23 protein-coding genes are annotated in these 26997 nt (G+C 67.6%); 15 read left to right on the forward strand and 8 right to left on the reverse strand.

The window, feature by feature from the left end; genetic code table 11:
- Positions 1–21: 21 nt before the first annotated feature.
- From mshC to G8760_RS09715, 3 genes are all read left to right on the forward strand, one after another.
- A complete protein-coding gene (gene mshC / locus G8760_RS09705; protein WP_166350353.1) occupies positions 22–1260 on the forward strand; it encodes a cysteine--1-D-myo-inosityl 2-amino-2-deoxy-alpha-D-glucopyranoside ligase in 1239 nt (412 codons plus the stop codon).
- A gap of 111 nt (positions 1261–1371) precedes the next feature.
- A complete protein-coding gene (pdxS, locus tag G8760_RS09710) occupies positions 1372–2310 on the forward strand; it encodes a pyridoxal 5'-phosphate synthase lyase subunit PdxS (protein ID WP_166350355.1) in 939 nt (312 codons plus the stop codon).
- A gap of 97 nt (positions 2311–2407) precedes the next feature.
- On the forward strand, positions 2408–3040 hold the full coding sequence (locus tag G8760_RS09715; protein WP_207782198.1) for an NUDIX hydrolase: 633 nt from the start codon (positions 2408–2410) through the stop codon (positions 3038–3040).
- 33 nt (positions 3041–3073) lie between these two features.
- Here G8760_RS09715 and G8760_RS09720 read toward each other — a convergent pair whose 3' ends face one another.
- Positions 3074–4597, reverse strand: coding sequence for an AMP-binding protein (locus G8760_RS09720; protein ID WP_166350357.1), 1524 nt, complete (start codon positions 4595–4597; stop codon positions 3074–3076).
- 330 nt (positions 4598–4927) lie between these two features.
- On the opposite strand from G8760_RS09720, the gene pdxT reads away from it, so the two are divergent.
- From pdxT to G8760_RS09735, 3 genes are read left to right on the forward strand one after another with little or no spacing between them, the layout of a single operon-like run.
- Complete coding sequence (pdxT, locus tag G8760_RS09725; protein WP_166350359.1) at positions 4928–5533, forward strand: pyridoxal 5'-phosphate synthase glutaminase subunit PdxT; 606 nt, start codon at positions 4928–4930, stop codon at positions 5531–5533.
- 4 nt (positions 5534–5537) lie between these two features.
- Complete coding sequence (locus G8760_RS09730; protein WP_166350361.1) at positions 5538–6299, forward strand: YebC/PmpR family DNA-binding transcriptional regulator; 762 nt, start codon at positions 5538–5540, stop codon at positions 6297–6299.
- Positions 6300–6344: 45 nt separating this feature from the next.
- A complete protein-coding gene (locus G8760_RS09735; protein WP_166350363.1) occupies positions 6345–7385 on the forward strand; it encodes an ABC transporter ATP-binding protein in 1041 nt (346 codons plus the stop codon).
- A 41-nt stretch (positions 7386–7426) separates the two neighbouring features.
- Here G8760_RS09735 and G8760_RS09740 read toward each other — a convergent pair whose 3' ends face one another.
- The 3 genes from G8760_RS09740 to G8760_RS09750 all read right to left on the reverse strand — a co-directional run bounded on the left by G8760_RS09740 (position 7427) and on the right by G8760_RS09750 (position 10797).
- Entirely contained in the window at positions 7427–7921 is a 495-nt protein-coding gene (locus tag G8760_RS09740) for a hypothetical protein (RefSeq protein ID WP_166350365.1), read from the reverse strand.
- A 77-nt stretch (positions 7922–7998) separates the two neighbouring features.
- Positions 7999–9672, reverse strand: a complete 1674-nt coding sequence (locus tag G8760_RS09745) for an ABC transporter permease (protein ID WP_207782199.1) — start codon at positions 9670–9672, stop codon at positions 7999–8001.
- A gap of 12 nt (positions 9673–9684) precedes the next feature.
- The gene (locus G8760_RS09750) at positions 9685–10797 is read right to left on the reverse strand and encodes an iron ABC transporter substrate-binding protein (RefSeq protein ID WP_166350367.1); all 1113 of its coding nucleotides are present in this window, start codon (positions 10795–10797) and stop codon (positions 9685–9687) included.
- A gap of 264 nt (positions 10798–11061) precedes the next feature.
- Between G8760_RS09750 and ruvC the strand changes: the two genes are divergently transcribed.
- The 6 genes from ruvC (at position 11062) to G8760_RS09780 (ending at position 16914) form a co-directional block, all read left to right on the forward strand.
- On the forward strand, positions 11062–11595 hold the full coding sequence (gene ruvC, locus G8760_RS09755) for a crossover junction endodeoxyribonuclease RuvC (RefSeq protein WP_166350369.1): 534 nt from the start codon (positions 11062–11064) through the stop codon (positions 11593–11595).
- A gap of 19 nt (positions 11596–11614) precedes the next feature.
- The gene (gene ruvA, locus G8760_RS09760; RefSeq protein ID WP_166350371.1) at positions 11615–12232 is read left to right on the forward strand and encodes a Holliday junction branch migration protein RuvA; all 618 of its coding nucleotides are present in this window, start codon (positions 11615–11617) and stop codon (positions 12230–12232) included.
- 37 nt (positions 12233–12269) lie between these two features.
- On the forward strand, positions 12270–13346 hold the full coding sequence (gene ruvB / locus G8760_RS09765; RefSeq protein ID WP_166350373.1) for a Holliday junction branch migration DNA helicase RuvB: 1077 nt from the start codon (positions 12270–12272) through the stop codon (positions 13344–13346).
- Between the two features lie 111 nt (positions 13347–13457).
- On the forward strand, positions 13458–13850 hold the full coding sequence (gene yajC / locus G8760_RS09770) for a preprotein translocase subunit YajC (protein WP_166350375.1): 393 nt from the start codon (positions 13458–13460) through the stop codon (positions 13848–13850).
- A gap of 29 nt (positions 13851–13879) precedes the next feature.
- Entirely contained in the window at positions 13880–14407 is a 528-nt protein-coding gene (locus G8760_RS09775) for an adenine phosphoribosyltransferase (RefSeq protein WP_166351090.1), read from the forward strand.
- Positions 14408–14610: 203 nt separating this feature from the next.
- Positions 14611–16914: a RelA/SpoT family protein gene (locus tag G8760_RS09780; RefSeq protein WP_281355141.1), complete on the forward strand. Its 2304-nt coding sequence runs from the start codon at positions 14611–14613 to the stop codon at positions 16912–16914.
- A gap of 54 nt (positions 16915–16968) precedes the next feature.
- Here the strand turns inward: G8760_RS09780 and G8760_RS09785 are convergent, their stop codons facing one another.
- Complete coding sequence (locus G8760_RS09785) at positions 16969–17376, reverse strand: nitroreductase/quinone reductase family protein (protein WP_166350377.1); 408 nt, start codon at positions 17374–17376, stop codon at positions 16969–16971.
- 44 nt (positions 17377–17420) lie between these two features.
- Positions 17421–18842, reverse strand: coding sequence for a DUF349 domain-containing protein (locus G8760_RS09790; protein WP_211198959.1), 1422 nt, complete (start codon positions 18840–18842; stop codon positions 17421–17423).
- A gap of 135 nt (positions 18843–18977) precedes the next feature.
- On the opposite strand from G8760_RS09790, the gene G8760_RS09795 reads away from it, so the two are divergent.
- Both G8760_RS09795 and hisS read left to right on the forward strand, forming a co-directional pair.
- Positions 18978–19676: an MBL fold metallo-hydrolase gene (locus G8760_RS09795; RefSeq protein WP_166350379.1), complete on the forward strand. Its 699-nt coding sequence runs from the start codon at positions 18978–18980 to the stop codon at positions 19674–19676.
- Entirely contained in the window at positions 19673–20944 is a 1272-nt protein-coding gene (gene hisS, locus G8760_RS09800) for a histidine--tRNA ligase (protein WP_166350381.1), read from the forward strand. Before G8760_RS09795 ends, hisS begins: the two co-directional genes overlap by 4 nt.
- Positions 20945–21123: 179 nt before the next feature.
- Here hisS and G8760_RS09805 read toward each other — a convergent pair whose 3' ends face one another.
- Positions 21124–22620: an alanine/glycine:cation symporter family protein gene (locus G8760_RS09805; RefSeq protein ID WP_166350383.1), complete on the reverse strand. Its 1497-nt coding sequence runs from the start codon at positions 22618–22620 to the stop codon at positions 21124–21126.
- A 344-nt stretch (positions 22621–22964) separates the two neighbouring features.
- On the opposite strand from G8760_RS09805, the gene aspS reads away from it, so the two are divergent.
- Positions 22965–24725 carry an aspartate--tRNA ligase gene (gene aspS / locus G8760_RS09810; protein WP_166350385.1) on the forward strand — a complete coding sequence of 587 codons (1761 nt, stop codon included), beginning with the start codon at positions 22965–22967 and terminating at the stop codon, positions 24723–24725.
- A 106-nt stretch (positions 24726–24831) separates the two neighbouring features.
- Here aspS and G8760_RS09815 read toward each other — a convergent pair whose 3' ends face one another.
- Positions 24832–26997, reverse strand: a complete 2166-nt coding sequence (locus G8760_RS09815) for a DUF222 domain-containing protein (protein WP_166350387.1) — start codon at positions 26995–26997, stop codon at positions 24832–24834.

Here is a 26997-nt window from a genome sequence, read left to right on the forward strand (position 1 = left end):
CCGGCCTTTAGAGTCACAGGTATGCGTGCCTGGGCAGCTCCTTTCCACCGGCCCCTGCCGGGGCGCGGTCTCCCCGTCCGGCTCCACGACACCGCATCGGACTCGGTCCGGCTGGCGGCCAAGGGACCTACGGCCTCGCTGTACGTGTGCGGGATCACCCCGTACGACGCCACGCACCTGGGCCATGCCGCTACCTACGTCGCCTTCGACGTGTTGGTGCGGGCCTGGCGGGATGCCGGCCAGGAGGTGCGCTACGTACAAAACGTCACCGACATCGACGACCCCCTCCTGGAGCGGGCCGCCAGTGTCGGCATCGACTGGGCGGAGCTAGCGGCCACTCAGGTCCAGCTGTTCCGGGACGATATGGCGTGGCTTGGCGTGATCCCGCCGGATAAGTACGTGTCGGCCGTCGATACCATCCCGCGGATCACCGAACTGATCGGCCGGCTCAAGGACCGCTCGGCGGTGTACGACGTGGATGGCGACCTCTACTTCTCGGTGCGGTCCGATCCGCGTTTCGGTGAGATCTCGCACCTCGACGCGGCCACCATGCGCACGTTGTTCGCCGAACGCGGCGGCGATCCGGACCGGCCTGGCAAACAGGATCCGCTGGACTGCTTGGTGTGGCGGCTGGAACGGCCGGGGGAGCCGTCGTGGCCGAGCCCGTACGGTGCGGGGCGCCCAGGGTGGCACATCGAGTGCACGGCGATCGTGCTCGACCATCTCGACACCGGCGGCGGTATCGACGTTCAGGGCGGCGGCAACGATCTCATCTTCCCGCACCACGAGATGTGCGCGTCGGAGGCACACGTCGCCACCGGCCGCTGGCCGTTCGCTCACACCTACACCCATGCCGGCATGGTGGCCTATCAGGGCGCCAAGATGTCGAAGTCGCTGGGCAACCTGGTTTTCGCGGCCACGTTGCGCACCGCCGGTCACGACCCGGGTGTGGTGCGGTTGGCGCTGTACGGACACCACTACCGTTCGTGCTGGGAGTGGACGGACACCATGCTGGACGAGGCCTCGGCCACGCTGGACCGGTGGCGTGCGGCGGTGGCCGCCCCGGCCGGTCCCGACGCCGCCCCCGTGCTCGACGAGGTGCGCCGCTGCCTGGCTAATGATCTCGACGTGCCAGGTGCGGTCGCCGCCGTCGACACATGGATGCGGCGTACGCTCGCCGACGGCGGGCCCGACCCCGCGGCTCCGGCGCTGATGGCCGACGTGGTCGACACCTTGCTCGGCATCGGCCTACGGCAGTGACGTCTGGCCTACTGCAACGACCGGCGCCTGGCCCAGGGCAGCGGGTGGGGCGAGGCGTAGGATTGGACCGGAAGAATACCGTTCCCTTGACCTAAAGAGGTTCGATAGCCCGTGTCCGACCACACTCCGTCGACGCACTCGGCACCGTCCAGCTCGGCCGCGCAGGTCCCCGAGACCGGAACCGCCCGAGTTAAGCGCGGCATGGCCGAGATGCTTAAGGGCGGCGTGATCATGGACGTGGTCACGCCCGAGCAGGCGAAGATCGCCGAAGACGCCGGCGCGGTGGCCGTGATGGCCCTTGAGCGTGTCCCCGCCGATATCCGTGCGCAAGGCGGCGTGGCTCGGATGAGCGACCCCGATCTCATCGACGGCATCATCAACTCCGTCTCCGTCCCGGTGATGGCCAAGGCCCGCATCGGGCACTTCGTGGAGGCCCAGGTGTTGCAGAGCCTGGGGGTCGACTATGTCGACGAGTCCGAGGTGCTCACCCCGGCCGACTACACGAACCACGTCGACAAGTGGCAGTTCACGGTGCCTTTCGTCTGTGGGGCCACCAACCTTGGCGAGGCGTTGCGGCGGATCACCGAGGGGGCGGCCATGATCCGCTCCAAGGGTGAGGCGGGCACCGGTGACGTCTCCAACGCCACCACCCACATGCGCCAGATCCGCGACGAGCTGCGGCGGCTGCAATCGCTGCCGAAGGACGAGCTGTTCGTGGCGGCCAAGGAGTTGCAGGCGCCGTACGAGCTCGTCCGTGAGGTCGCCGAGGCCGGGAAACTGCCGGTGGTGCTGTTCACCGCCGGTGGTATCGCCACTCCCGCCGATGCCGCGATGATGATGCAGCTGGGTGCCGAGGGTGTGTTCGTCGGATCCGGCATCTTCAAGTCTGGAGACCCGGCGAAACGCGCCGAGGCCATCGTCAAGGCCACCACGTTCTACGACGACCCCGACGTCATCGCGAAGGTATCGCGTGGCCTGGGTGAGCCCATGGTTGGTATCAACGTCGAGGACGTTCCCGAGCCGCATCGTCTGGCCGAGCGCGGCTGGTAACGGCCCGCAAACGAGGCGAGTGTGGGACCTGCTGGCTCAGAATTGCGGATGGACCGCCTCTGAAGGTGTCTATTCGCAATTCTGAGCCAGCACGTTCATGCCTTCGGCAGGGGTGGCCCTCAAAGCGGTCGACGTGCAGGCCGATCGGCTGGCCGAGATCGTCGGGTTAGAGTATTTCATCATGGCCGAACCTGTCAGCAATGATGTCGACGCCGACGACGTTTTCCTGGAGTGGGAGCAGGATGCCGATGGTGTGTGGACTCGCCGAGCGGCCCGGGTGATCGTCGTCGCTCACCAGCATGTGCTGCTGTTGCGTGGCTTCGATGTGAGCAACCCAGGTCGGAGCTGGTGGTTCACTCCTGGTGGTGGGATCGATGCCGACGAGTCTCCCCGGGCCGCGGCGGCCAGAGAAGTGTTCGAGGAGAGCGGCCTCCGGCTCGATCCCGCCGACCTGGTTGGCCCGGTGGCGCGGCGGTGCGCGTCGTTCCCGTATTTCGGTCGGCCGTGCCGCCAGGAGGAGCTGCTGTACTACGCCTGCGTCGGTGCCGCGGAGTCGGTCACCACAACGGGATGGACGGCGGTAGAGCAGGTGTCTGTCACCGAGCTGGCCTGGTGGCCGCTCGACGAACTGGCCGCGACACAGCAGACGGTCTACCCGCCGGAACTGCCGGCGCTGGTTCGCACTCTTGTGGCGGATGGTTGGGACGGCACCACCCGCACCATCGATTAACGAACCCTCCCGGCCCACCCACGCTTATGGGCACTAGGCGGAGCGCGCTGCGCGGTGCCGAAGCTGGGATGTGTTGGCTTCGCCGCAGGTGGATCGGGGGATGTGGTCCAAGAACTTCACCGATGTGGGTGTCTGCACCGGGGTGAGTCGTCCGTGGCAATAGTCGATGACGGCTGTCTTGGTCAGCTGAGCGCCGGGGGCCGGCACGATCCACGCGTGGACGGCCTCGTCGATCACCGGATCGGGGATACCGACGACGGCGACGTCGGCGACGAGGTCGTGGCCGATCAGCACCCGCTCGACCTCGGTGGGCGAAATCAGCGTTCCCGACCGGCGGATCATGTCCGTCTTCCGGTCGACGACGTACACGTATCCGTACTCGTCGGTGTACGCGTAGTGGTCGGTGTGCAGCCAACCATCCCGGATGGCTTGTTCGGTGACCCGTGGGCGACCGTGATATCCCTGCATCAGCGTCCGCCCAGCTTCGCCGGAGCAGATCAGCTCGCCCATCTGTCCGGGCGCGACGTCGACACCGGAGTCGTCGACGATGCGTACCTCGCGCCCAGCCACTGGTAGGCCCACCGACGGCCAGCGGCGTTCTCCGAACACGGGTGCGGCGGTGATCAACATCATTGCTTCGGCCACACCATAGGCGGGCACGAGGTCGATGCCGAAACGGCGCTCGAAGGCCAGGCGCTCGCCGTCGGACACGTTGACGGTCGACAGGAGGCAGCGCCGGACGTGATGGTCGCGGTCGGACGGGTCCGGGGGCTGGGCGAGCAGCGCACGCAGGTGTGACCCACTGAGATTGACGACGGTGGCCTCGTGCCGGCGGACCTGTTCGAGGTAGCGGGCCGGGTGGAAGCCGGCGACGAGCACAGCGTGGGCCCCGATGGTGAGTGCGGGCAGCACGGTGGCGGCCTGGGCGTTGACGTGGTGCAGAGGGAAGGTGGTGAGCAACGTGTCCGAGTGGTCGAGGGCCAGTGCGCGGGCGGTGTGCTCACCGGCATGTAGGCAGTTGGCATGGGTGAGGGTGATGACGCGCCGGGTGGGCCGTGCCCCTGGGCTGACGACGACTTGTGCGGGATCCTCCGGCTTCGGCACCCGCGAGTGGCTGACGGGCTGGGCGGCGCGCACCTGCTCGTAGGTGACGGCGCGGATCAGCGTCCACGGGTCGCCCGGCTCGACGGACGGGTCATCCGTTTCGGTGTTGGTGACGGCCGCGACGGGCTCGGTGCCCTGGACGACGTCGTCGAGGTCGTCGCGGGTGATGGTGGTGGCGACGGGTACGGCGACGGCGCCGAGCCACATGAGAGCGAACCAGGAGAAGGTGAGTTCGGGGCCGTCGCCGAGGTGGAGCAGGACGGGGTCGCCAGCTACCACTTCGAGGTCGGTGAATCCGGCCGCCACGCGCCGGATCTCGTCCAGGCTCTGGCCGTAGGTGTAGTGGCTGATCGGCCGCACGCCGTCGTCGACGGTAAGAAACGTCCGTTCGCGGTAAAGATAGGCCCGCTCGCGCCACAGATCGCGAACGTTGCGTTGCCCGATCAAGTCCATCGTTCGGCCTCCCGTGCGGTGGGCGACGGCGGGGTGTCCGACGGGCCGGTGCGCTGGCTGCCTGCGGTGGCGCCCACGTCCGGTGACGGTGTTCTGAGGAATGGCGACGGTGCAGTGAGGAATGGCGACGGTGTAATGAGGAATAATGACGTTAATGAAAGAACTCTTTTCGATTAGTGGAGAGTCTAGTTCATAGACAAAAACATCTCAACGGTCCGTGGCCGCGCCGCGGCCCGCCGGTACGGGCACCGGGTACGGTTGACGCGTCAGACACAACGGACCTGGCCAGCCGGGACGGCATCGGCCAGCCTCGTCAGAGTAGGAACACATATGTCTCACCGGCCCACGGTCGGCGTCCTCGCCCTGCAGGGCGACGTACGCGAGCACCGGCGCATCTTGGCGGCGTTGGGCGCCCACACGGTCGCTGTCCGCACCGCGGATGAGTTAGAACGGATCGACGGTTTGGTCATTCCCGGCGGGGAGTCCACCACCATGTGGCGCTTGGCCCGCGCCTTCGACCTCCTCGATCCGCTGCGAAAGAAGATCCGCGCCGGCCTGCCGGCCTACGGTTCATGTGCCGGCATGATCATGCTCGCCGACCACGTCGAGGATGGTGTCGACGGTCAGGAGACCATCGGCGGCATGGACGTGACGGTGCGCCGCAACGCTTTCGGCCGCCAGCTCGACTCGTTCGAGGCTGCCCTCGAGTTCCCCGCCATCGGTCAGCCGGCGCTGCACGCGGTGTTCATCCGCGCACCGTGGGTCGAGCGGGTCGGCCCGGACGTCGAGGTCCTCGCCCGGGTGGCCGCCGGGCCAACTGCCGGTAGAATCGTCGGGGTACGAGCCGGCCGGTTACTCGCCACGGCGTTTCACCCCGAGCTCACCGCGGACACCCGCGTCCACGGGTACTTCCTCGAGATCGTCAAGGAGGCATAGCCGCATGTCCGGCCACTCCAAGTGGGCCACCACCAAACACAAGAAAGCCGTCGTCGATGCGCGGCGCGGCAAGCTGTTCGCCAAACTGATCAAGAACGTCGAGGTGGCGGCTCGTGTCGGTGGGGGAGACCCGGCGGCCAACCCGACGCTGTACGACGCCATTCAGAAGGCGAAGAAGTCGTCGGTGCCCAATGACAACATCGACCGTGCCGTCAAACGAGGCTCCGGTGCCGAAGACGGCGGCGCCGACTACCAGACCATCATGTACGAGGGTTACGGCCCCAATGGCGTGGCGGTGCTCGTGGAATGCCTGACGGACAACCGCAACCGGGCCGCCTCCGAGGTGCGCATCGCGATGACCCGCAACGGCGGCTCCATGGCCGACCCGGGGTCGGTGTCGTATCTGTTCGACCGCAAGGGAGTGGTCGTCGTCCCTCGGCAGCAAGGTGAGCGCCAGCTCAGCGAAGACGAGCTGCTAGAGGTGGTCCTGGACGCCGGCGCCGAGGAGGTCGAAGACCTCGGCGAGTCCTATGAGATCCGCAGCGAGGCCAGCGAGCTGGTCCAGGTGCGTAGCGCCATCCAGACCGCCGGACTCGACTACGAGTCCGCGGAGTCGTCGTTTGTCCCGTCGGTCACCGTGCCGCTCGACGAAGACGGCGCGAAGAAGATCTTCCGGCTGATCGAAACCCTCGAAGACAGCGACGACGTCCAGAACGTCTTCGCCAACTTCGACGTCTCCGACGAGGTGATGGAAGCGGTCGGCTGACGGGCGCGTGATCCCCTCGGCGGTGCGGGTGATGAACAGGTGGCCATGGGCAGGCTGACAACCGCCGGCGTACACGTCGCCGGCGTGACCAAGTCCTTCGGTGATGTCGAAGTGCTGCACGGCGTTTCCCTGTCCGTTCAGGCGGGCCGGATGCTTGCCCTGCTCGGTCCCAGTGGATGTGGCAAAACCACCCTGTTACGCATCATCGCTGGTCTGGAGCGCCCTGACGCCGGTACCGTCGTCGTCGGTGAACACGTCCTGACCGACGGCAGGCAGGTGGTTCCGCCGGAGCGCCGCCACGTCGGCATGGTGTTTCAGGACTGGGCGCTCTTCCCGCACCTGAGCGTGGCGGCCAACGTGGCTTACGGACTACGCAAACTCCCGGCCGCCGAGACCAAGGAACGGGTGGCGGACGCCCTGGCGATGGTCGGCCTAGCCGAACTTGCTGACCGTTCCCCGGAGACCCTCTCGGGCGGGCAGCAGCAGCGGATCGCGCTGGCCCGCGCCATCGCGCCGCGCCCTTCGGTGTTGTTGCTCGACGAGCCGTTCTCCAACCTGGATGCCGCACTGCGCGGGCAGGTACGCACCGAGGTGCACCATCTGCTCGCGGCGCTGGGTATCACCACCATCTTCGTCACCCACGACCAAGAAGAGGCATTCGTGCTCGGCGACGATGTCGCCGTGGTGCGTGGTGGACGCATCGTGCAGCAGGCAGCGCCGACGGCGGTCTACGCCCGCCCGGCCGACCGGTGGGTGGCGGAATTCGTCGGTGACGCCAACCTGCTACCCGGTCAGGCCCAGGGTGGCTCGGCGAGCACCGTCATCGGCCCCATAACCTTGGAGGCGGAGCACCATGGTCCGGTGGACGTGTTGGTGCGGCCCGAGGAGTTGCGCATCGTCGCCGATGTGGCCGGCGGCGCCCAGGTGGAGCTTGTGGAGTTCTACGGTCACGACACCGTCAGCCTGGTTCGATTGGCCGAGGGGACGTTGCTGAGGGTACGGACACCGGGAGCACCCGTCGCGGCCCGGGATGAACGTGTGGAGCTGACGTTCGCCGGCGACGGCGCCGTCGCCTACCCACGATGACAACGTGGGCATCCGTGCGGCACACCAGCTCGGCTGGGAGCTCAGCGGCGGCCGGGGATCCAGAGTTTGCTGGCAGGTGAGGGCTGCTGGGGCTGCTGCGGAGGGGCCGGGCTGGCAGCGGCCTGACCGGCCGTGGGCGGCGCCGGCGCTTGCTGGAGATCATTCGCCTCGTTCTCGCCCTGCGCGCCGGCCTGGCGTTCCGCCTCGACCTGGGCGAACCTGAGCTGGTCGAGGATCTGCGCGACCTGTGCGGCAAGTTGATCGGACACGAATGGCCGGGTGTGGTCGACGATGACCCCGCTGGTGTCGATGAGCAGGCGGGCGTCTTTGCGGCCGAGTTTGGCCTGGGCGGCCATCAGCAGGCTGGACAGGACATCGCCGAGCACCTGCTCAGCCGGCGCCGAGCGCAGCTGTGCCAGGTACTGACGGGTGTCTTCGTCGGAGATCGGCGGGGCGGTGCCGCCCGCGTCCGGTCCGGATCCAGGTGCCCCAGCCGCGCCCTGACCCGCTGCCGGGCCTCCGGTGGTATCGCTCACGTCTCCATCCCTCACCTCGGCGGAAGCTCTAAGGTCAGAATACTGTGGCTTTCCGGTGTCGAGTGTGGCGGCAGGGGTCAGCGCGACGCCACGGCGGCGAGTTCTCGGCCCGGTTCTCGATCTGCCGGTTGAGACGGACCGGGCGGCTGCTGCGGCGGCCCGCCCGGACGGCCGGGGCGCGACGGACGGATTTCGTCTCGTAGGGCGAGTAACGCCGTCGGCAGGCTGGCCAGCACGACGAGCGCGAGCGCCGGGGCCGCCGCCCGGCCGTAGAAGTTCTCCGACGTCGCACTCCACACCTGGGTGGCCAAGGTGGAGAAGCCAGGTGGTGCCAGCATGAGTGTGGCCGGCAGTTCTTTCATGACGGTCAGGAACACCAGCGCACCGGCGGTGAGCACACCAGGACGGGACAGTGGCAGCACGACGCCGGTGAAGGTCCGCACGGGCCCGTGCCCCAACGTCCGGGAGGCTTCCTCCCAGGCCGGGTTGACCTGCTGGACGGACGCTTTCATCGGTCCGAGGGCCAGCGGGAGGAACATCACAAGATAGGCGATCACCAGCATGGTCATCGTCTGGTAGACGACGGGTGCCTGCCGGGCGCCGAAGGTCACCAGCCCTAACGCGACGACGACGCCGGGTAAGGCATAGCCGATCCAGCTCGCCGACTCCAACATTCTGGTGGTGCGGCTCTGGTGCCGCGCCGCCAGCAGGGCGATCGGCCATGCCGCGACGACGACGGCGACCGCCGCCAGCGTGGCGGCCTGAAGGCTGTTGCCGACGAGTTCCCCGGTGAGCCTCAGAGGCTCACCCGCACTGATACCCCGGACGAGCCACAGGCCGATGACGCCGACCGGCAACGCGGCACCAACGGTGAAGACCGTCATCGCGGCGGTGAAAGCCGGCCACCGCCACCGGCCAAGGGAGTGCAGGCACACCCGCCGGGCGCCGGCGTGCAGCGCCGCGGCCCCGGCCCGGCGTGAACGCAGTTCAGCCACGAGGACGACGATGGCCAAGGCAACCAGCAGCAGCGCCAGCACTGCGGCTCCGGACCGGTCGATCAGTCCGTATCGGATGTAGATGACCCTGGTGAAGGCATCGAAGCGGAGCATGGACACCGCGCCGAAGTCGCTGAGTGTGTACAAAGCCACTAGCAGCGCACCGGAGGCCAGGGCTGGGCGCAACGCTGGGATAAGAACTCGGCGGAAGGTGCCGAGGGCGGACTGTCCCAGGGTCCGGCTGGCTTCTTCGGCGCTGGGGTCCATGCGCCGTAGCGCGGCCCGCACGGTGAGGAACACGTACGGGTACGAAATGATCGTGAGGACGAACCAGGCACCCCAGAAGCCGTAGATCGACGGCAGCCGCTCGACACCCAGCGGCTCCAGCCAGCTTTGGAGCAGCCCGCGGGGGCCGAGGAACGAGACGTACGCGTAGGCGGCGACGTATGAAGGCAGCGCCAGCGGTAGGGCCAGCAGCACCGTCAGGAGCCGCCGGCCCGGGATGTCGGTTCGGATGGTCAGCCATGCCAGCGGGGCGCCAAGCACCATCGAGCCGACGGTCACGGCTGCGGTGAGGCCAACCGTGTTGACGATCACCTCGAGAGTGCGAGGCTGGGACAACACGTCCCAGGCGTGCGACGCGCCGCCTTCTCCGGCCCGGATCAGCAGGTAGACCACGGGCAGCAAGGCCAAGGCCGCGACCACCGCGGCGGCGATGGTCAGGGCCCGGCTGGATAGGCGGCGCGTCGCTGGCACGAGCGTTGGCTCCTACAAGACTCCGGTTTGAGTCAGCATGTCGAGGGTGCCTTCGAGATCTTCAAGCTGGCCGAGGTCGATGGCAGGTGGGGTGAGTTCGTCGATCGACGGCAGCCCTTCCGGTCCATCCATCTCCTTCACCAGGGGAAACTCCCAGGTTTCCTCGACGAAGTAGGTCTGGCCGGTCTCGCTCAGAAGGTATTCGACGAACTCCGCGGCTGCCGCTTGCTCCTCCGACGTCTGCAGGATCCCGGCTCCGGCGACGTTCACCAGGGCGCCGGGGTCGCCGTCGCCGTAGAACTTGTTGGCGGCGGCGAGGTCGGGTTCGTCGACCAGCCGCGGGTAGAGGTAGTAGTGATTCACCAGGCCGGCGTCGACCTCTCCGGCGGCGACCGCGTCGACGATCGGCCCGTTGCGCTCGTACACCTGGGTGTTGTTGTCGCGCATCGCTTCCAGCCAGGCCGCGGTGGCGTCGTCACCGTCGATCACCCGCATCGCGGTGACGAAGGCCTGGAAGCTGCCGTTGGTTGGCGCCCAGCCGATCCGGCCCTCCCACTCGGGGTCGGTGAGGCCGGCGATGGTGTCCGGCAGATCGGCTTCGTCGAGCCGGTCGGTGTTGTACACGACGACGCGGGCCCGGCCGGACACCCCGACCCAGTCGCCGGCATCGGATCGGTACGCGGGGTCGACGAGGTCCAGCTGGTCCTGGGGGAGCGGGGCCAACACGCCGGCGGCGGACAGCGCACCAAGCGCACCGGCATCCTGGCCGAAGAACACGTCGGCGGGGGAGTTGGCGCCCTCGTCGAGGATTTGCGCGGCCTTCTCGGCGGTGTCGCCGTAGCTGGCCACGACCTCGATGCCGGTGTCGGCCTCGAACTGATCGATGATCGGGCCGACGAGTTCTTCACTGCGCCCCGAGTACACCGTCAGGCTGCCCGGCTCGGGAGCGTCGCCGGTGTCGTCGTCGCCGGACTCGTCACCGTCGGCATTCTCGTCGGCGTCGGTATCCTCGTCGGCGGCCGCGGTAGTGTCGTCGTTGGTGGCGTCGGTGTCGTCGTCCGAGCCACATCCGGCGACGATGAGCATCGGAACGGCGATCACGCCGAGTGCGACACGCAGCTTCATTGAGCCGGGACCTCCCTCTATGGTGGGCAGCCTCTTGTCGCACCCGGCGACATGGAAGGCAAGCGTAGGCTAAATTAGGTGAGCCTCACCATAACGGTGATGGCGGGCGTCTGCCAAACCTCAGCCCCCGGTGTCCGGCGTGAGAAACGCAACTCGCCCCGCTTCGACGGATCGCGCGGCGCGTCGGACCCTGGCCCGCCGTGGCGGCGACTACAGTGAGTCCCGAACTGGTGTTCGGCAGCGGGCTCGGGTGAGGAGAACGGCATGCGTGTGCTGGGGGTCGACCCGGGATTAACCCGGTGTGGGCTGGGTGTGGTCGATGGCGCACCGGGTAAGCCGTTGCGGTTGGTCGACGTCGACGTCGTGCGCACTCCCGCCAGCGACGAGCTCGGTGAGCGGCTGCTGGCCATCGAAACCCGGATCGAGCAGTGGATCACCGAGTACCGGCCGGACGCCGTCGCCGTCGAACGGGTGTTCAGCCAGCACAACGTCCGCACGGTGATGGGCACCGCCCAGGCCAGCGGCGTCGCTACACTCGTGGCGGCCCGGCGTGGCCTGCCGGTGGCCACTCACACCCCTAGTGAGGTCAAAGCCGCCGTCAGCGGCAATGGCCGAGCCGACAAGAACCAGGTCGCGTTTATGGTCATGCGGCTACTCCGGCTGGACGGCAAACCATCCCCGGCCGACGCCTCTGACGCCCTGGCCCTGGCTATCTGCCAGGTCTGGCGCGGTGGCGCCGATCTCCGGCTGCGCACGGCCTTGAACAGCGCCAACCGAACGAATGGAGTCCGTCGATGACCACCGAAGGAGCCAGCCGATGATCTCGTTCGTCCGCGGCCAGGTGTCGACGGTGCGGCCCACCGAAGCGGTGCTCGACGTCGGCGGTATCGGCCTGCAACTACATTGCACGCCGGCCACTACCGCGGAGCTGCGTACGGGCCAACAGGCCCAGTTGGCCGCCAGCCTGGTGGTCCGGGAAGACTCGCTCACGCTGTATGGCTTTGCCAGCGACGACGAGCGGGTGGTCTTCGAGTTGTTGCAGACCGCCAGTGGGGTGGGCCCTAGGTTGGCCCAAGCCATGTTGTCGGTGCACAGCCCGGACGATCTCCGCCGTGCCGTAGCCACCGAAGACCTCGCCGCGCTCACCAAGGTGCCAGGCATCGGCAAGAAGGGCGCGCAACGCATCGTGATCGAGCTGAAAGACAAACTGGGGTCCGGCGTGGGCGGGGGAGCGACGGGCCCTGTCACCGGGGGTGCCGTCGTGGCCGGCGGGTGGCAAGACCAGGTTCGCTCGGCCCTGCTGGGTCTTGGCTGGTCGGCGCGTGACGCCGACATCGCCGTCGATCGCGTCACGCCGGACGCCACCGAGAATGGCCAGCCGCCGGACGTGTCGGCACTGTTGAAGGCCGCTCTGAGAACATTGGCGAAGACATGACCACCACGCCCGCACACTCTGGGAGGGCACACCCCTAGTGTTCGACGAGCCCGACCACATCGAGGCGCGTCTGGTCGGCGGGGGAGCCGACCCGGACGAGCGCGCAGTCGAGGCGGCACTGCGTCCACGGACGCTGGCTGAGTTCGTGGGCCAGGAGCGGCTGCGCGAGCAGCTGTCCCTCGTGCTCGACGCTGCCCGCCGCCGCGGTCGCACCGCGGACCACATCTTGTTGTCCGGTCCACCTGGGCTCGGCAAAACCACGTTGGCGATGATCGTGGCCGCCGAGATGGGGGTGCCGTTGCGGATCACCAGCGGGCCGGCCATTCAGCACGCCGGCGACCTCGCGGCGATCCTGTCGTCCATCAGCGAAGGCGACGTGATCTTCTTCGACGAGATTCACCGCACCGCGCGCGCGGCCGAGGAGCTGCTGTACACAGCGATGGAAGACTTCCGGGTCGACGTCGTCGTGGGCAAAGGTCCGGGTGCCACGGCTATCCCGTTGGAGCTTCCGCCGTTTACGCTCGTCGGCGCCACCACCCGCACCGGGTTGCTGCCCGGGCCCCTGCGTGATCGCTTCGGTTTCACCGGCCATCTGGAGCTTTATGAACCCGCGGAGCTACAGCGCGTGCTGGTGCGATCCGCTGGCCTGCTGGAGGTCGATCTCCGCGAGGAGGGGGCACGCGAGATCTCGGGCCGTTCGCGGGGCACGCCGCGGATCGCGAACCGGTTGTTGCGCCGGGTCCGAGACTTCGCCGAGGTGCGCGCCGACGCCATCGTCACCGGCGACATCGCCCGGTCGGCGTTGGAGGTCTTCGAGGTGGACCACATCGGCCTCGACCGCCTCGACCGCGCCGTGCTCAGCGCCCTGTGCCGCAACTTCGGTGGCGGCCCGGTGGGTTTGGGCACCCTCGCGGTGGCCGTGGCCGAGGAACGAGAGACCGTCGAGGAGGTGGCCGAACCGTTCCTCGTGCGGGCCGGACTGCTGGCTCGCACCCCGCGGGGTCGGGTAGCCACCCCGGCCGCCTGGACCCATCTGGGCTTGGCGGTGCCTGCCCAGGCGCCATTTGCCGGAATCGACGGTGAGCTTGACCTGTTCAGCGTGGCAGATGAGTAGGATAGTGGGGTTCGGTGTAGCTCGTGCCCCCGATGGTGTGTCGGGCTGCATGGGCACTAGAATCGCGCGAACGTTCCCGGACAACCCCTAGCCGAAGGAAGCTGTTAACTCATGGAAGCGCTGCTGCTCCCCATCTTGCTGATCGCGGTCTTCTACTTTCTGCTTATCCGGCCGCAGCAGCGGCAAAGGCGGCAGATGCAGCACATGCAGGCGACCCTCATGGTCGGTAGCAAGGTCATGACGGGTGCTGGCCTGCTGGGTACTGTGGTCTCCGTCGACGACGACGAGGTTGAGATCGAGGTGGCTCCGGGCGTCACCAACCGGTATGTCCGCCGAGCCATCGTCAACATCCTGGAGAGCCCGGACAGCCCCGAAATGGAGTTGGCCGAAGCCACCGGCGAGTCGCAGGACCCGTCGGACGCCGCGGGTTTGGACACCTCGGACGACGACCCCACGTCCAGCGACGCATCGCGGGACCGCGCCAACGACGGCGAGAGCCGCTGAACACGTCGGCGAGTCCCATCGGCGCCATGATGGCCGACGAACACCGCGAGCTGCTGCTGTCGCACATCCGGGATATCCCAGACTGGCCGGAACCCGGCATCGTCTTCAAGGACATCACCCCGCTGCTGCGCCACCCAGCGGCCTTCAGCACCGCCGTCGATCTACTGGCCGGCTCGGAACGTGGCCAGGTCGACGTGGTCGTCGGCATCGAGGCACGTGGCTTCATCCTCGGCGCACCGGTCGCCCACCAACTGGGGGCTGGCTTCGTGCCGGTGCGCAAAGAGGGCAAACTCCCGGCCAGCACGTCGTCCACCAGCTACCAGCTGGAATACGGCGCCGCCACCATCGAGGTGCACCAGGACGCGTTCGAGCCGGGTGATCGGGTGCTCGTCGTCGACGACGTCCTAGCCACCGGCGGCACAGCGCATGCCACCGTCGAGTTGGTCCGCGCCGCGGGTGCCGAGGTGGTCGGGGTGAGCGTGTTGATGGAGCTGACGTTCCTCAATGGCCGCGACAAGCTACCCGGCGTGCCGCTCGCCGCTCTCCTGTCGTTCTGACTACCCACTCGTTCTGACCACCCGCTCGTTCTGACCACCCTCGCCGTCGGGTCAACGGCGCCATGCCGTCCTTCCCAGGGTTTCGTCGCGTGGCCTGGCCCACGCATGGGGTACTGTCGGTCCATCTGGTGACTTTGGGTTAGGCCAGGGAACATGGTCAGCCTAGACTGTGTTGTCTCCTTCGTAGGGACGAGAGGAGGCCAGTGGCCGAGCAGAACGCTCCTAGTGGCGCGCTGGCGCCAGTTCGAGTCCGCGCGCGGCTCGCGCGCTTGACGTCGCAGCGCCAGCAGTCCGAGCCTGCCCTCGAGCCGCTGTTCCGCACCATCAAGGCGGTGCACCCGAAGGCCGACTTGTCCGTCGTCGAGAAGGCGTACAACGTCGCACAGAATGCGCATAGCGGGCAGAAGCGCAAAAGCGGCGACCCATACATCACCCATCCGCTCGCCGTAGCCACCATCCTCGCTGAGCTGGGCATGACCCCGCCCACGTTGGCGGCGGCGCTGTTGCACGACACCGTGGAAGACACCGACTACGGTCTCGACGAACTGCGCGACGAGTTCGGCGACGAGATCGCCATGCTGGTCGACGGCGTCACCAAGCTCGACAAAGTGAAGTACGGGCAGGCATCCCAGGCCGAGACCGTCCGCAAAATGGTCATCGCCATGGCGAAGGACATCCGGGTGCTGGTCATCAAACTGGCCGACCGGCTGCACAACGCCCGAACCTGGCGGTATGTGTCCAAGGAGTCGGCCCGGCGTAAAGCCCGCGAGACCATCGAGATCTACGCCCCGCTGGCGCACCGGCTGGGCATGAACACCATCAAATGGGAGCTCGAAGATCTCTCCTTCGCCACGTTGCATCCGAAGGTGTATGACGAGATCGTCCGGCTGGTGGCCGAACGGGCTCCGTCTCGGGACGACTACCTGGTGACGGTTGTCGACCAAGTGCAGGGCGACCTGCGCGGGGCCAAGATCAAGGCGTCGGTTAGTGGACGCCCGAAACACTATTACTCGATCTACCAGAAGATGATCGTCCGTGGCCGCGAGTTCACCGACATCTACGACCTCGTGGGCCTCCGGGTGTTGGTCGAGTCGGTCCGAGACTGTTACGCGGTGCTCGGCATCGTGCACGCCCGATGGAATCCGGTGCCTGGCCGGTTCAAGGACTTCATCGCGATGCCGAAGTTCAACATGTACCAGTCGCTGCACACCACGGTTATCGGGCCCCAGGGTAAGCCGGTCGAGTTGCAGATCCGCACCTACGCCATGCACCGGCGGGCCGAGTACGGCATTGCCGCGCACTGGAAGTACAAGGAAGACAGCAACGCCGGACGCGACACCTCCAAGGCGGCCACCGCACCCGACACCAACGGCACCAGCGACATGGCCTGGCTGCGGCAGCTCCTGGACTGGCAGAAGGAGACCGAAGACCCAGGTGAGTTCCTCGAATCGTTGCGGTTCGAGATGGAATCCAACGAGGTCTACGTCTTCACCCCCAAGGGAGACGTCGTCGCGCTGCCGGCCGGGGCAACCCCGATCGACTTCGCCTACGCGGTCCACACCGAGGTCGGTCATCGCACCATCGGTGCGCGGGTAAACGGCCGGCTGATCCCGTTGGAGTCGAAGCTCGACAACGGCGACGTCGTCGAGGTGTTCACCTCCAAGGCACAGGGCGCCGGTCCCAGCCGGGATTGGCTCACCTTCGTCACCAGTGCCCGGGCCCGTAACAAGATCAAGCAGTGGTTCTCCAAGGAACGCCGTGAAGAGGCCATCGAACACGGCAAGGACGCCATCGCGCGGGCCATGCGCAAACAAGATCTTCCGCTACAGCGGATGCTCAGCCAAGAGGCGCTCACCGCCGTCGCCGACGAGCTTCGATACGGCGACATCTCCGCGCTGTACGCAGCGGTTGGTGAGGGCCACGTCTCGGCACAGAGCGTCGTGCAGAAGCTGGTTCACACCCTCGGCGGAGAAGAAGGCACCACCGAGGACGCCGCGGAAGCCGCCAGCCCAGACCGGCGCCGTCGGCGCACCCCCGGTGACCCCGGGGTAGTGGTCAAGGGGGTCAGCGATGTCTGGGTCAAGCTATCGCGCTGCTGTACGCCGGTGCCCGGCGACGACATCATCGGCTTCGTCACCCGGGGTTCGGGTGTGTCCGTCCACCGTGGCGACTGCGTGAACGTCGACGCGTTGCGCAAGGAACAGGGCCGCATGGTCGACGTCGAGTGGGCGCCGACCTCCAACAGCATGTTCCTCGTGGCGATCCAGGTCGAGGCGCTCGACCGAGCCCGCTTGCTCTCCGATGTCACCCGGGTCTTGTCCGACCAACACGTCAACATCCTGTCGGCCACGGTCGTCACCGGCAGCGACCGCATCGCTAAGAGCAGGTTCACCTTCGAGATGGCTGATCCGAAACACCTCGGGCACGTGTTGAAGGCCGTGCGCAGTGTGGAGGGTGTCTTCGACGCCTACCGCCTCACCAGCGGTGTGCCCGCGGTATCCAACTAGTGTGTCGCACCGGCGGGTCCGGACGTCACACGTCCGCGCGCCTTCGGCGCATCCTCACCGAGGCTGCATGACCACGATCGCGGTTGGTGACGATCGAAGCGCCGCGTGCTCGTCGAGTCGTTGACTGACCTGTTGCCATTCGGCCCACAGCCGCGTCCGTTCCGCACCCTCGGCCGCCCGCGCTGACACGGCGTAGGAACCAGTTGCCAGGTCCACCGTCGCGTCCGGCTGCGCTTGGAGGTTCAGCCACCAGGCTGGTTCCGCGTCAGCCCAGCCGTTCATCGCCAGAGCGACCAGGTTCGGGCCGTCCTCGATGTAGGCGAGAACCACGCTGCGTTCTTGGCCGGAGCGGCGTCCGACGGTGGTGAGCCGCAACATGCCCCACCGGCCGGGTCGTGGCCGCCGCAGCCCCACCCGGCCGCCGCTGACCCGATAGGCCAGCCGGTGAGCTCGCCAGAACATGCGGACGAACCAGCGAGGTGGAAGACGTGGAGGCTGCGTAGACACTAGCCGGCGAACTCGTCCCGCGCTTGGACAGCCTGTTCCAGCCAGGCCCGGCGCGCGGTAAGAGCTTCCTCCGCCTCGCGCAGCTTGCGCTCGTTGCCGGACGCACGGGCCTTCTCGACCTTCTGTTCCAAGTCCGCGATCAGCGTCTGTAGCTGGTCGACGGTGTCTTGTGCCCGGGCGTAAGCCTCGGGATTGCTGCGCTGCCACTCAGCCTGCTCGGCTTGCCGGATAGCGTCCTCCACCCGGCGCAGCCGGCCCTCGACGCCGCGGCGGGCATCCCGCGGCACGTAACCGATCTGCTCCCACCGTTCCTGAATCGACCGGAGCTCGGCACGTGCGGCCTTCCAGTCCTGGATCGGTAGCAGTGCCTCGGCTTGGACCAACAGCTCCTCCTTGAGCTGCAGGTTGGCGCTCTCTTCGGTGTCGCGTTCGGCTTGATGGGAGTTACGGGCCTCGAAGAACGTGTCTTGAGCGGCGCGGAACCGCTTCCACAGCATGTCTTCGACGTTGCGGGGCGCCGGGCCCGCGGCCTTCCACTCGGCCATCAGTTCGCGGTACCGGCGCGACGTGCCGCCCCAGTCGGTGGAGGTGGCCAGGTCCTCAGCTTCGACGAGGATGCGCTCCTTGATCTCCCGGGCGCCCTCCCGCCGTTCGGCAAGTTCGGCGAAGTGTGCCTTGCGTCGCCGGGTGTATTGGGTCCGGGCGGTGGAGAAGCGTCGCCATAGGGAGTCGTCCACAGCGCGGTTCAGCCGGGCAAGAGACTTCCACTCGTCGAGTAGCGCCCGCAGACGGTCCGCGCCGTGCCGCCAGTCGTTGCCGTGTGCGATCTCCTCAGCCTCCGCGGCGATGGCTTCCTTGCGGTCGCGTGCCTCGTCCTGCGCCTGGGCCCGGGCCGCGCGTCGCTCCGCTCGTCTTTCGGAGACGTGTGACTCGACCGCGTCCAGCCGGGTAGCCAACGATTCGAGGTCGCCCACGACCTTGGCGTCGACCAGCGCCTCGCGCAGCCGCCGCACCCCGGAGGCGATCTCGTCGGGAGTGGCCGCGCCGGACCCGAGCCGCTGCTCCAACAGATCGACTTGGACGGCCAGGTCTTTGAACTTGCGCCCGAAGAACGCCAGCGCCTGCTCGGGCTGACCAACCTGCCACGAACCGACCGAGCGCTCACCGTCCGGGGTACGCACGAACACCTCACCGGCGGCGTCGACCCGACCCCAGTCGTTGGAGGCGACAGTCTCGGCGGTGGATAGTGGTTCGGCGGTGGATAGTGGTTCGGTGGTGGCCGGTGGTTCGGCCGTGGCCGGTGGTTCGGCTGTAGTGTCGGAAGGAGTGTTCTCGGGTGCGGGAGCCGGGGCCGCGGCGGTCGGCTCGTCGGCGGCTGCCTGGACCTGCTCTGGCTCCGGGCTACCGGGGAAGTGCGTCACGGTGGGGTCCTCATCCGGGGCTGGGGTGAAGCCATAGGGATGGCATATGTTACGAGGGCTCAGTCTAGGCAGGATAGGCCCTGATGAAGATAACGAGTTCGCGGCAATCACGGCCGGGCCGGTAACCTTCACCGAGTGCTCCTCCTGACGCTCACCAGTCCCGTGCTGGGTGCCAACTGTTATGTCGTGGCCTCGGACGCGGGCGAGGAATGCGTGTTGGTCGACCCCGGCGTCGGCATCGACGAGCAGATCGGCGACGTTCTCGCCCAGCACTCGTTGCGCCCGGCGGGGGTGCTGATCACCCACGGACACGTCGACCACACCTTCTCCGCGCCGGCCTTGTCGCGCCGCTACGACGTCCCGGTGTACATCCACGCCGCGGACGAGTACCGGCTCGACGACCCGGTTCGTACGTTGGGGCCTGACCTGGCGATGGCCTTCGCCAGCCTGGGCGCGCAGTGGTCCCGGCCGCCGCGGGTGCGGACGTTCCAGGCTGGCGCGTCGTTGGAGGTCGCCGGCCTCACCGTCGAGGTGATCCACGCCCCCGGACATACGGAGGGTTCCACCCTGTACGTCGTGCCGCGGCCGGAGGACCATACCGGGTCGCTGTGCTTCACCGGCGACGTACTTTTCGTCGGCACGGTCGGCCGTACCGACCTGCCGGGTGGCGACCCACACGACATGCACCGCACCCTCGCCGAGCTGGCTCGGCCGGAAGCGGACGGTGGATTGCCCGACGACACGACGGTGCTTCCCGGACACGGCGACAGCGACTCCCTCGGCCGGCACCGTGCCACCAACCCGTTCCTGCAGAATGTGCGAGGACACCAGTGAACCAACCCTTGTTCCGTGCCCCCAGGGGCACGTTCGATCTGATCCCCCCGCGTGGCGAGGCGGTGCTCGCGGTGCGCGAGGCGATGGCCGAACCACTAAGCCGCGCCGGATTCGGCTACGTCGAGACCCCATCGTTCGAGGACACCCAACTGTTCGTCCGCGGCGTGGGCGAATCCACCGACGTGGTCACGAAAGAGATGTATTCGTTCACCACCCGTGGCGGCGACGACGTGACACTGCGCCCGGAAGGAACCGCGCCAGTAGTCCGGGCGGCGCTCGAGAACGGGCTGCACCGGGGCGCGCTGCCGGTCAAGCTCTGGTATTCGGGCTCGTTCTACCGTTACGAGCGGCCGCAGAAGGGCCGCTATCGCCACTTCTCCCAGGTGGGTGCGGAAACTCTCGGCACGGAAGACCCGGCTAGCGACGCCGAGGTGATCGTGCTCGCCATGGATGCCTACCGGGCGCTGGGCCTCACCGGTGTGCGCCTCGTCATCAACTCGCTGGGTTCCGACGAGTCCAGGCCGGCTTACCGCGCGGCGCTCCAGGACTTCCTCCGACGCCTCGACCTCGACGACGCAACAGCCAAACGGGTCGAAGTGAACCCACTACGCGTGCTGGACGACAAACGGCCCGAGATTCAGGCGGCACTGGCCGACGCTCCGGTCATCGCCGACTTCTTGTCGAAGGGCGACCGCGCCCACCACGACGCGGTCCGGACCCTGTTGGCCGATGCCGGTGTCGCATTCGACGACGACCCACGCCTAGTGCGGGGACTCGACTACTACACCAGGACGCTGTTCGAGTTCATCCACGACGGTCTCGGCGCGGCTCAGTCGGCCATCGGTGGCGGCGGCCGGTACGACGGCCTGGCCGAACTGATTGGCGGGCCACGCCTGCCGAGTGTGGGCTGGGCACTGGGTGTCGACCGGACCTTGCTGGCCATCGAGGCCGAAGGGCTACCGCTGCCCGGCACGGCCGGGGTGGACGTGTACGCCGTGCCGCTCGGTGAAGCAGCCGCCGCCCGGCTGTTCGGTGTCGTCACCGAACTGCGCAGGGCCGGCGTCCGCGCCGACCTCGCGGTGGGTGGGCGCGGTCTGAAAGGCGCGATGAAAGCTGCCGACCGCAGCGGCGCGCAGGTGGCGATCGTCGTCGGCGAGCGGGATCTCGCCGACGGGGTGGCGCAGGTTAAAGACCTGGGCACTGGCGACCAGCGGCCGGTGCCGCTCGCCGACCTGGTGACCACCCTGAGTGCCGCACTAGACAGCTAAGAGCCAAGCAAGACGCGGCCGGGTGCGGACCCCAAGGAGGTGCGCACCCCGCCGCGCCGGGGTAGCCGGGGGGGCAGGGTGAGCGCCCTCCTCACCCTGCCCCGCCGCTCGCCGGGGGGGGTGCCTTCCGCTTGCGTGCCCCCCCCCCCGCCCGCTACTGTGTCGCCGGTGGCTCAGGTTCAGCGCACCGCTGACGTCGACCCTGGGTCGTCGGGCTTGACGGTGATCATCTTCCATTCGGGACGGCCGAAGAAGTCGAGGCTTCCCCGACGCACCGTGAATGCCAGCAGAATCAGACCGACCAGGTTCGGCAGCGCCATCAACCCGTTCATGATGTCGGCAACCTTCCAGATCAGATCCAGGCTGGCCACTGCGCCGACGATGATGAATCCGCAGAACACCACCCGATACGGCATGACGGCTTTCCGTCCGAACAGGCGATCCATGCACCTTTCGCCGTAGTAGGCCCAACCGAGGAGCGTCGAGAAGGCGAAGAACGCCAGCCCGAGCGTGACCAGAGTGCCACCCCAGTCCCCGGGCAAACCCTCCCGGAACGCCTCGGCGGTGAGCACCGAGTCGGTGAGTTGTCTTCCGGTGTCTTCGTCGACCTCAAAGTACATTCCGGTGGTGACGATGACCAGGCCGGTGAAGCTCACCACCACGAGCGTGTCGAGGAAGGTCTGGGTCATCGAGACCAACGACTGACGGACCTCATGGGTGGTCTTCGCCGCTGCCGCCGCGATACCTCCCGTGCCGAGGCCGGATTCGTTGGAGAAGATCCCGCGGGCCACCCCTCGTCGCAGAACGGCGAGGAAGGCGGCTCCAGCGAACCCGCCAGCCGCGGCCTCACCGGTGAATGCCCCCTCGAAGATCGCTTGGATGGCGTTGGGTAGCTCGCTCGCATTAAGCAGCAGCACGATGGTGGCGCCGAGGATGTAGAAGATCGCCATGAACGGCACGAAGGCCGCGGTGAACCGGCCGATGGACTTGATGCCGCCAAGAATGACGATAGCCGCGACGAACATCAGCACGAGTCCAGTGACCCATCGCGGTACACCCCATTCGTTGTTCAGCGCGGACGCTACCTGGCCGGATTGCACACCGTTGCCGATACCGAACGCCGCCAGCGCACCGAACACCGCGAAGAGAATCGCCAGCACCTTACCGAGCGAGGCCATCTTGCCCTCGCCGTACTTTTCCCGCAGACCATCGCTGATGTAGAACATCGGGCCACCGCTCTGCTCCCCAGCGGCGTCCGTCCGGCGGTACTTAACTCCGAGGAACGCCTCGGCGTACTTGGTGGCCATGCCGAGCAGCCCCGTCACCCACATCCAGAACAGGGCGCCCGCGCCGCCGATGGCGATGGCACTACCAACCCCGGCGATGTTGCCGACTCCGACCGTGGCGGCCAGCGCGACCGTCAGCGCCTGATAGTGGGTGATATCGCCTTTGACGTCTTCGCCTTCCTTGCGCTTGATCAACGCCAGCCAGAGGGCATGCGTGAGCTTGGTGAACTGCACACCACGTAACAGGATGGTGAGAAAGAGGCCAGTGCCGAGCAGGAGCGGCACGAGTAGTCCGAACTCGACGATCTGAATGTCGAGGCCGCCCCAGATCGAGTTGTTGATGTTGTCGACGATCTTCTCGAGAAGTGTCGGATCCTTCTCTTCTTCCATGCGTCGCCTCCTCGTTCCCGCTTTGTGAGCGGGCCTGGCTGGTCGAAATGCCAGGGCGTCGCACCTGCCTCGCGGTCTGTCCGGCCTGAGCCGGTCACGCCGTGGGACACGTCCCCGTTGCGTGCGTCCCGGTCTAGATGGACCGGGAGAGTAGCGATGGTCACCGGGTCTGGACAAGGCGCCACGCCAGGATCGTTATCAACGATTCACGTCTTTGTCGCCCAGCGGGGTCTCCCGAGCCGGGTGGAACCGAGTCGCGCCCGGACACCGGCCTTACGTAGGATCGCGGGTGGCGTCCACCGCCAGCTCCGCCACCACACCGTCGCCCGAAAGAGGATCCGAACGTGCTCCGCACTCATGAGGCCGGCACGCTCCGTGCCGACCATGCCGGTCAGTCCGTCACGCTCACCGGGTGGGTTGCCCGGCGGCGCGATCACGGGGGAGTGGCGTTCCTGGATCTCCGCGACGCATCTGGGGTAGCTCAGGTGGTGGTTAGGGATGAGGATGTCGCCCACGATCTGCGGGCCGAGTACTGCATCCGGGTGGTCGGGGAGGTGCGTCGACGCCCCGCCGGCAACGAGAACCCGGCGCTGCCCACCGGTGAGATCGAGGTCGTGGCCGACACGGTAGAGGTGCTCAGCCCGGCCGACGCGTTGCCCTTCCAGATCGACGACCACGTCGACGTGGGGGAGGAGGTGCGGTTGAAGCACCGCTACCTCGACCTCCGGCGCAGCGGCCCGGCCAAGGCGATCCGGCTGCGTAGCCAGGTCAACCGGGTGGCCCGCGACGTGCTGCTCGACGACGGCTTCGTCGAGGTCGAGACACCGACGATGACCCGTTCCACACCTGAGGGGGCCCGAGACTTCGTTGTCCCGGCCCGGCTGCGCCCAGGGTCCTGGTACGCGTTGCCGCAGTCGCCGCAGTTGTTCAAGCAGTTGCTCATGGTCGCGGGTCTCGAGCGTTACTTCCAGATCGCTCGGTGTTACCGCGACGAAGACTTCCGTGCCGACCGCCAGCCGGAGTTCACCCAGCTCGACATCGAGATGAGCTTCGTCGAGCAGGACGACGTCATCAACCTCGCTGAACGGGTCATCGCGGCGCTGTGGCAGCTGATCGACGTCGAGGTGCCGACCCCTATTGCCAGGCTGACGTATCGGGACGCGTTCGACCGCTACGGCACCGACAAACCAGACCTGCGCTTCGGGCAGGAACTCACCGAGGTGACCGCCCATTTCGCTGACACGTCGTTCCGCGTGTTCCAGGCGCCGTACGTGGGAGCGGTGGTGCACCCGGGCGGGGCGGCGCAAACCCGCAAGGAACTCGACGGCTGGCAGGACTGGGCCAAGGCTCGCGGCGCCAAGGGACTCGCTTACGTGCTGGTCGGCGCCGACGGAGAGTTGTCCGGCCCGGTGGCCAAAAACCTCTCCGACGCCGAGCGCTCCGGTCTACCAGCGCTGGTTGGTGCATCGGAGGGGGACGCCATCTTCTTCGCGGCCGGCCCACGCAAGCAGGCTCAGTCGCTGCTCGGCGCGGCCCGCCTGGAGATCGGGCACCGGGCCAACCTCATCGACGAGTCCGCTTGGGCGTTCGTCTGGGTGGTCGACGCTCCTTTGTTCGAGGCGGTCGCCGACATCGACCCGGGCGACGTCGCGGTGGGCGGAGGAGCCTGGACTGCCGTCCACCATGCGTTCACCTCACCCAAGCCGGAATGGCTCGACACCTTCGACGACGACCCCGCGAACGCACTCGCCTACGCTTACGACATTGTGTGCAACGGCTCCGAGATCGGTGGCGGGTCGATCCGTATTCATCGGCGGGACGTGCAAGAGCGGGTGTTCGATGTCATGGGCCTGTCGGCCGAGCAGGCCCAGGAGAAGTTCGGGTTCCTGCTCGACGCCTTCAAGTACGGAGCGCCCCCGCATGGTGGCATCGCGTTTGGTTGGGACCGCGTCGTCGCATTGCTGGCCGGCTCGGAGTCGATCCGGGACGTGATCGCGTTCCCGAAGACCGGCGGTGGTTATGACCCGTTGACGGCGGCGCCGGCACCGATCACCGCACAGCAGCGCAAAGAAGCCGGAATCGACGTGATCCCGGACGACGAGTAGAGCCGGCCCCCGGACGCGGCGACTAGAGACAGCGCCACCTCCCGGGCGGCGAGCAGAGACAGTGTCACCTCCCGGGCAGCGTCCAGCAGGGCGGGCCGCTGGACGCTCAATAGGGTGGATCGTCCGTCTCGTCAGGTGCGGCCCGTCTTGCTGGCGTTGTGGCGCCGCCGTTCTGATCTTTGGCTCCCGCCGGTACGTCGGGCGCGATGCGGGGGAAGGTGACCACGGACGAGTGCCCGGTGGGGCTGGTCCATTTCTGCCGGCCACCTCCGAGGTGTTCGATAGTCCACCCGGCACGGTGTTTCTGCACGTGGCACCCTTTGCACAGCGCCGAACAGTTACACGCCGAGGTCGGTCCGAACGGCCACGGGGTGCGGTGATCGATCTCGCAGCGCTGGGCTTGCTGATGACAGCCCGGCATCACACATTCACGGTCGCGGAGGAGAACGAAGTCCACCAGCTCTTGCGGCGGGACATACCGGGTGGTTCCGTAATCGAGGGCGTACCCACCCGCCGGGGCGGTCCCCACCCACCGCCACACCCCAGCCGCGGCCAACACCCGGGCCGCGTCGGCGTCGATCGGGCCGTATCCATCGAGAAACGCGGGGTGTTCACTCAACCCGAGCAGGGTCGACAATCCCACGGTCACGTTGACCGTCACCGCCCGACCATGTGCCTTGGCCAACCGCGCCCCGACGGCTGTTCCACAACCGGCACACTCCCGCCCGCCTAGGTGCCCGGTGGTCAACGACAACCACCCCAAGGAGGCAAGCGCATCCGCCCGCCGCTGCCCCCGGGTCCGACCGGCACATTCAGGCACCCGCCCACCATCCCTGCCGGTCGATCCGGCGGCGCTCGAACCATCCGCGACGGGTCCACTATCCCCGTGGCCGGGTTCGCCGCGGCCGGATCCGCTGGGGTCCGCATAGCCGGGTCCGGCAGAGCCGGCATCCCCGCCGGTCGATCCGGCGGCGCTCGAACCATCCGCGACGGGCTCACTATCCCGATGGTCGGCTCCGCCGCGGCCGGATCCGCTGGGGTCCGCATAGCCGGGTCCGGCAGAGCCGGCATCCCCGCCGGTCGATCCGGCGGCGCTCGAACCATCCGCGACGGGCTCACTATCCCGATGGTCGGCTCCGCCGTGGTCGTGGTCGCCTGCCGGGGATGTCGGCCGGTCGGCAGCGCCCGCACAGGTACACGTGCGGGAGTGTTCACAGCTGGCGCTCTGTTCGGCATCGGCGGCGGCATTGAGCGCAGCCATCACCGCGGCGGCCTCTTCGGCCGGTAGGTACGCCGTCAGCCAGGCCATCCCGTCCTCACCCGGCTCCATCCACACCCCTCGCCGGTCACGGGCCCGCCGCCGGCGTCGTTTGGCTCCTACCGCGTCAAGTTCATGCAACAACTCGTTGACCACCCGGGACAACTTGACCTCGGTCCAAGCGTGCACGAACGGCAACACAGCCTTTTCGATCAACTCGGCCACCTCGGGCCCACACTTGCGCAACGCCCGGGTCAGGATCCTGGCCTTGGCCACATCCAAGCGGCCCTCCATCAGGGCTCGATGCACCCTCGGGTACTCCTGAACCAGCGTGACCGCCTGATCCACCAACCGCTCCGCTTGCGGCTTGGTCCACGGCCACACCACACACAACGCCGCCGCCGTCACCGGTACCGGATGCAACGACGAGAACCGCCCACCCCCATCATCCGGACACAACTCATCACGACCGGTCAGCTCCGCAGCTACCTCGGCCTGCCGCGCCGCGCACCACGCGATCATCCGCTCCCAACCAGCGACAGCATCGGCCAGTTCATGCACCTCCAACTGCGTCGGGACCGCGGCATCCAATCCCAGCACGAACCCCACACCAGGCCGCACTCCGGCAAACCGCGACCCGTCGCCACCGGGAACATCCCCGCCACCAACATCTCCAGCACCAACATCTCCGGCACCAACACCCGGCACGCCCGGTGCCCTGCCCCGTGGCCCCTCAACAAGGCGCTCATCAGCGAACTCGAACCGGGCGCGCTCAGCATCGACCAGCCGCACCCACTCACGGTCCAGCCCGCCTACCAGATTCCCCGACTCGACGCCCACGCCGCCCAGATCATCGAGATCGTTAAGGTCGCCCAGCGCAGCGTCACCCGCCTCGAACCGGGCGCGCTCAGCATCGACCAGCCGCACCCACTCAGCATCCACATCGCCCGCGGCACACACTCCAACACCCCCGATTGGGGTGTCCGGCTGTGGGGTCAACTGCGGCATCGTCAT

Source organism: Phytoactinopolyspora limicola, from assembly GCF_011320225.1.
Taxonomy (GTDB): Bacteria; Actinomycetota; Actinomycetes; order Jiangellales; family Jiangellaceae; genus Phytoactinopolyspora; species Phytoactinopolyspora limicola.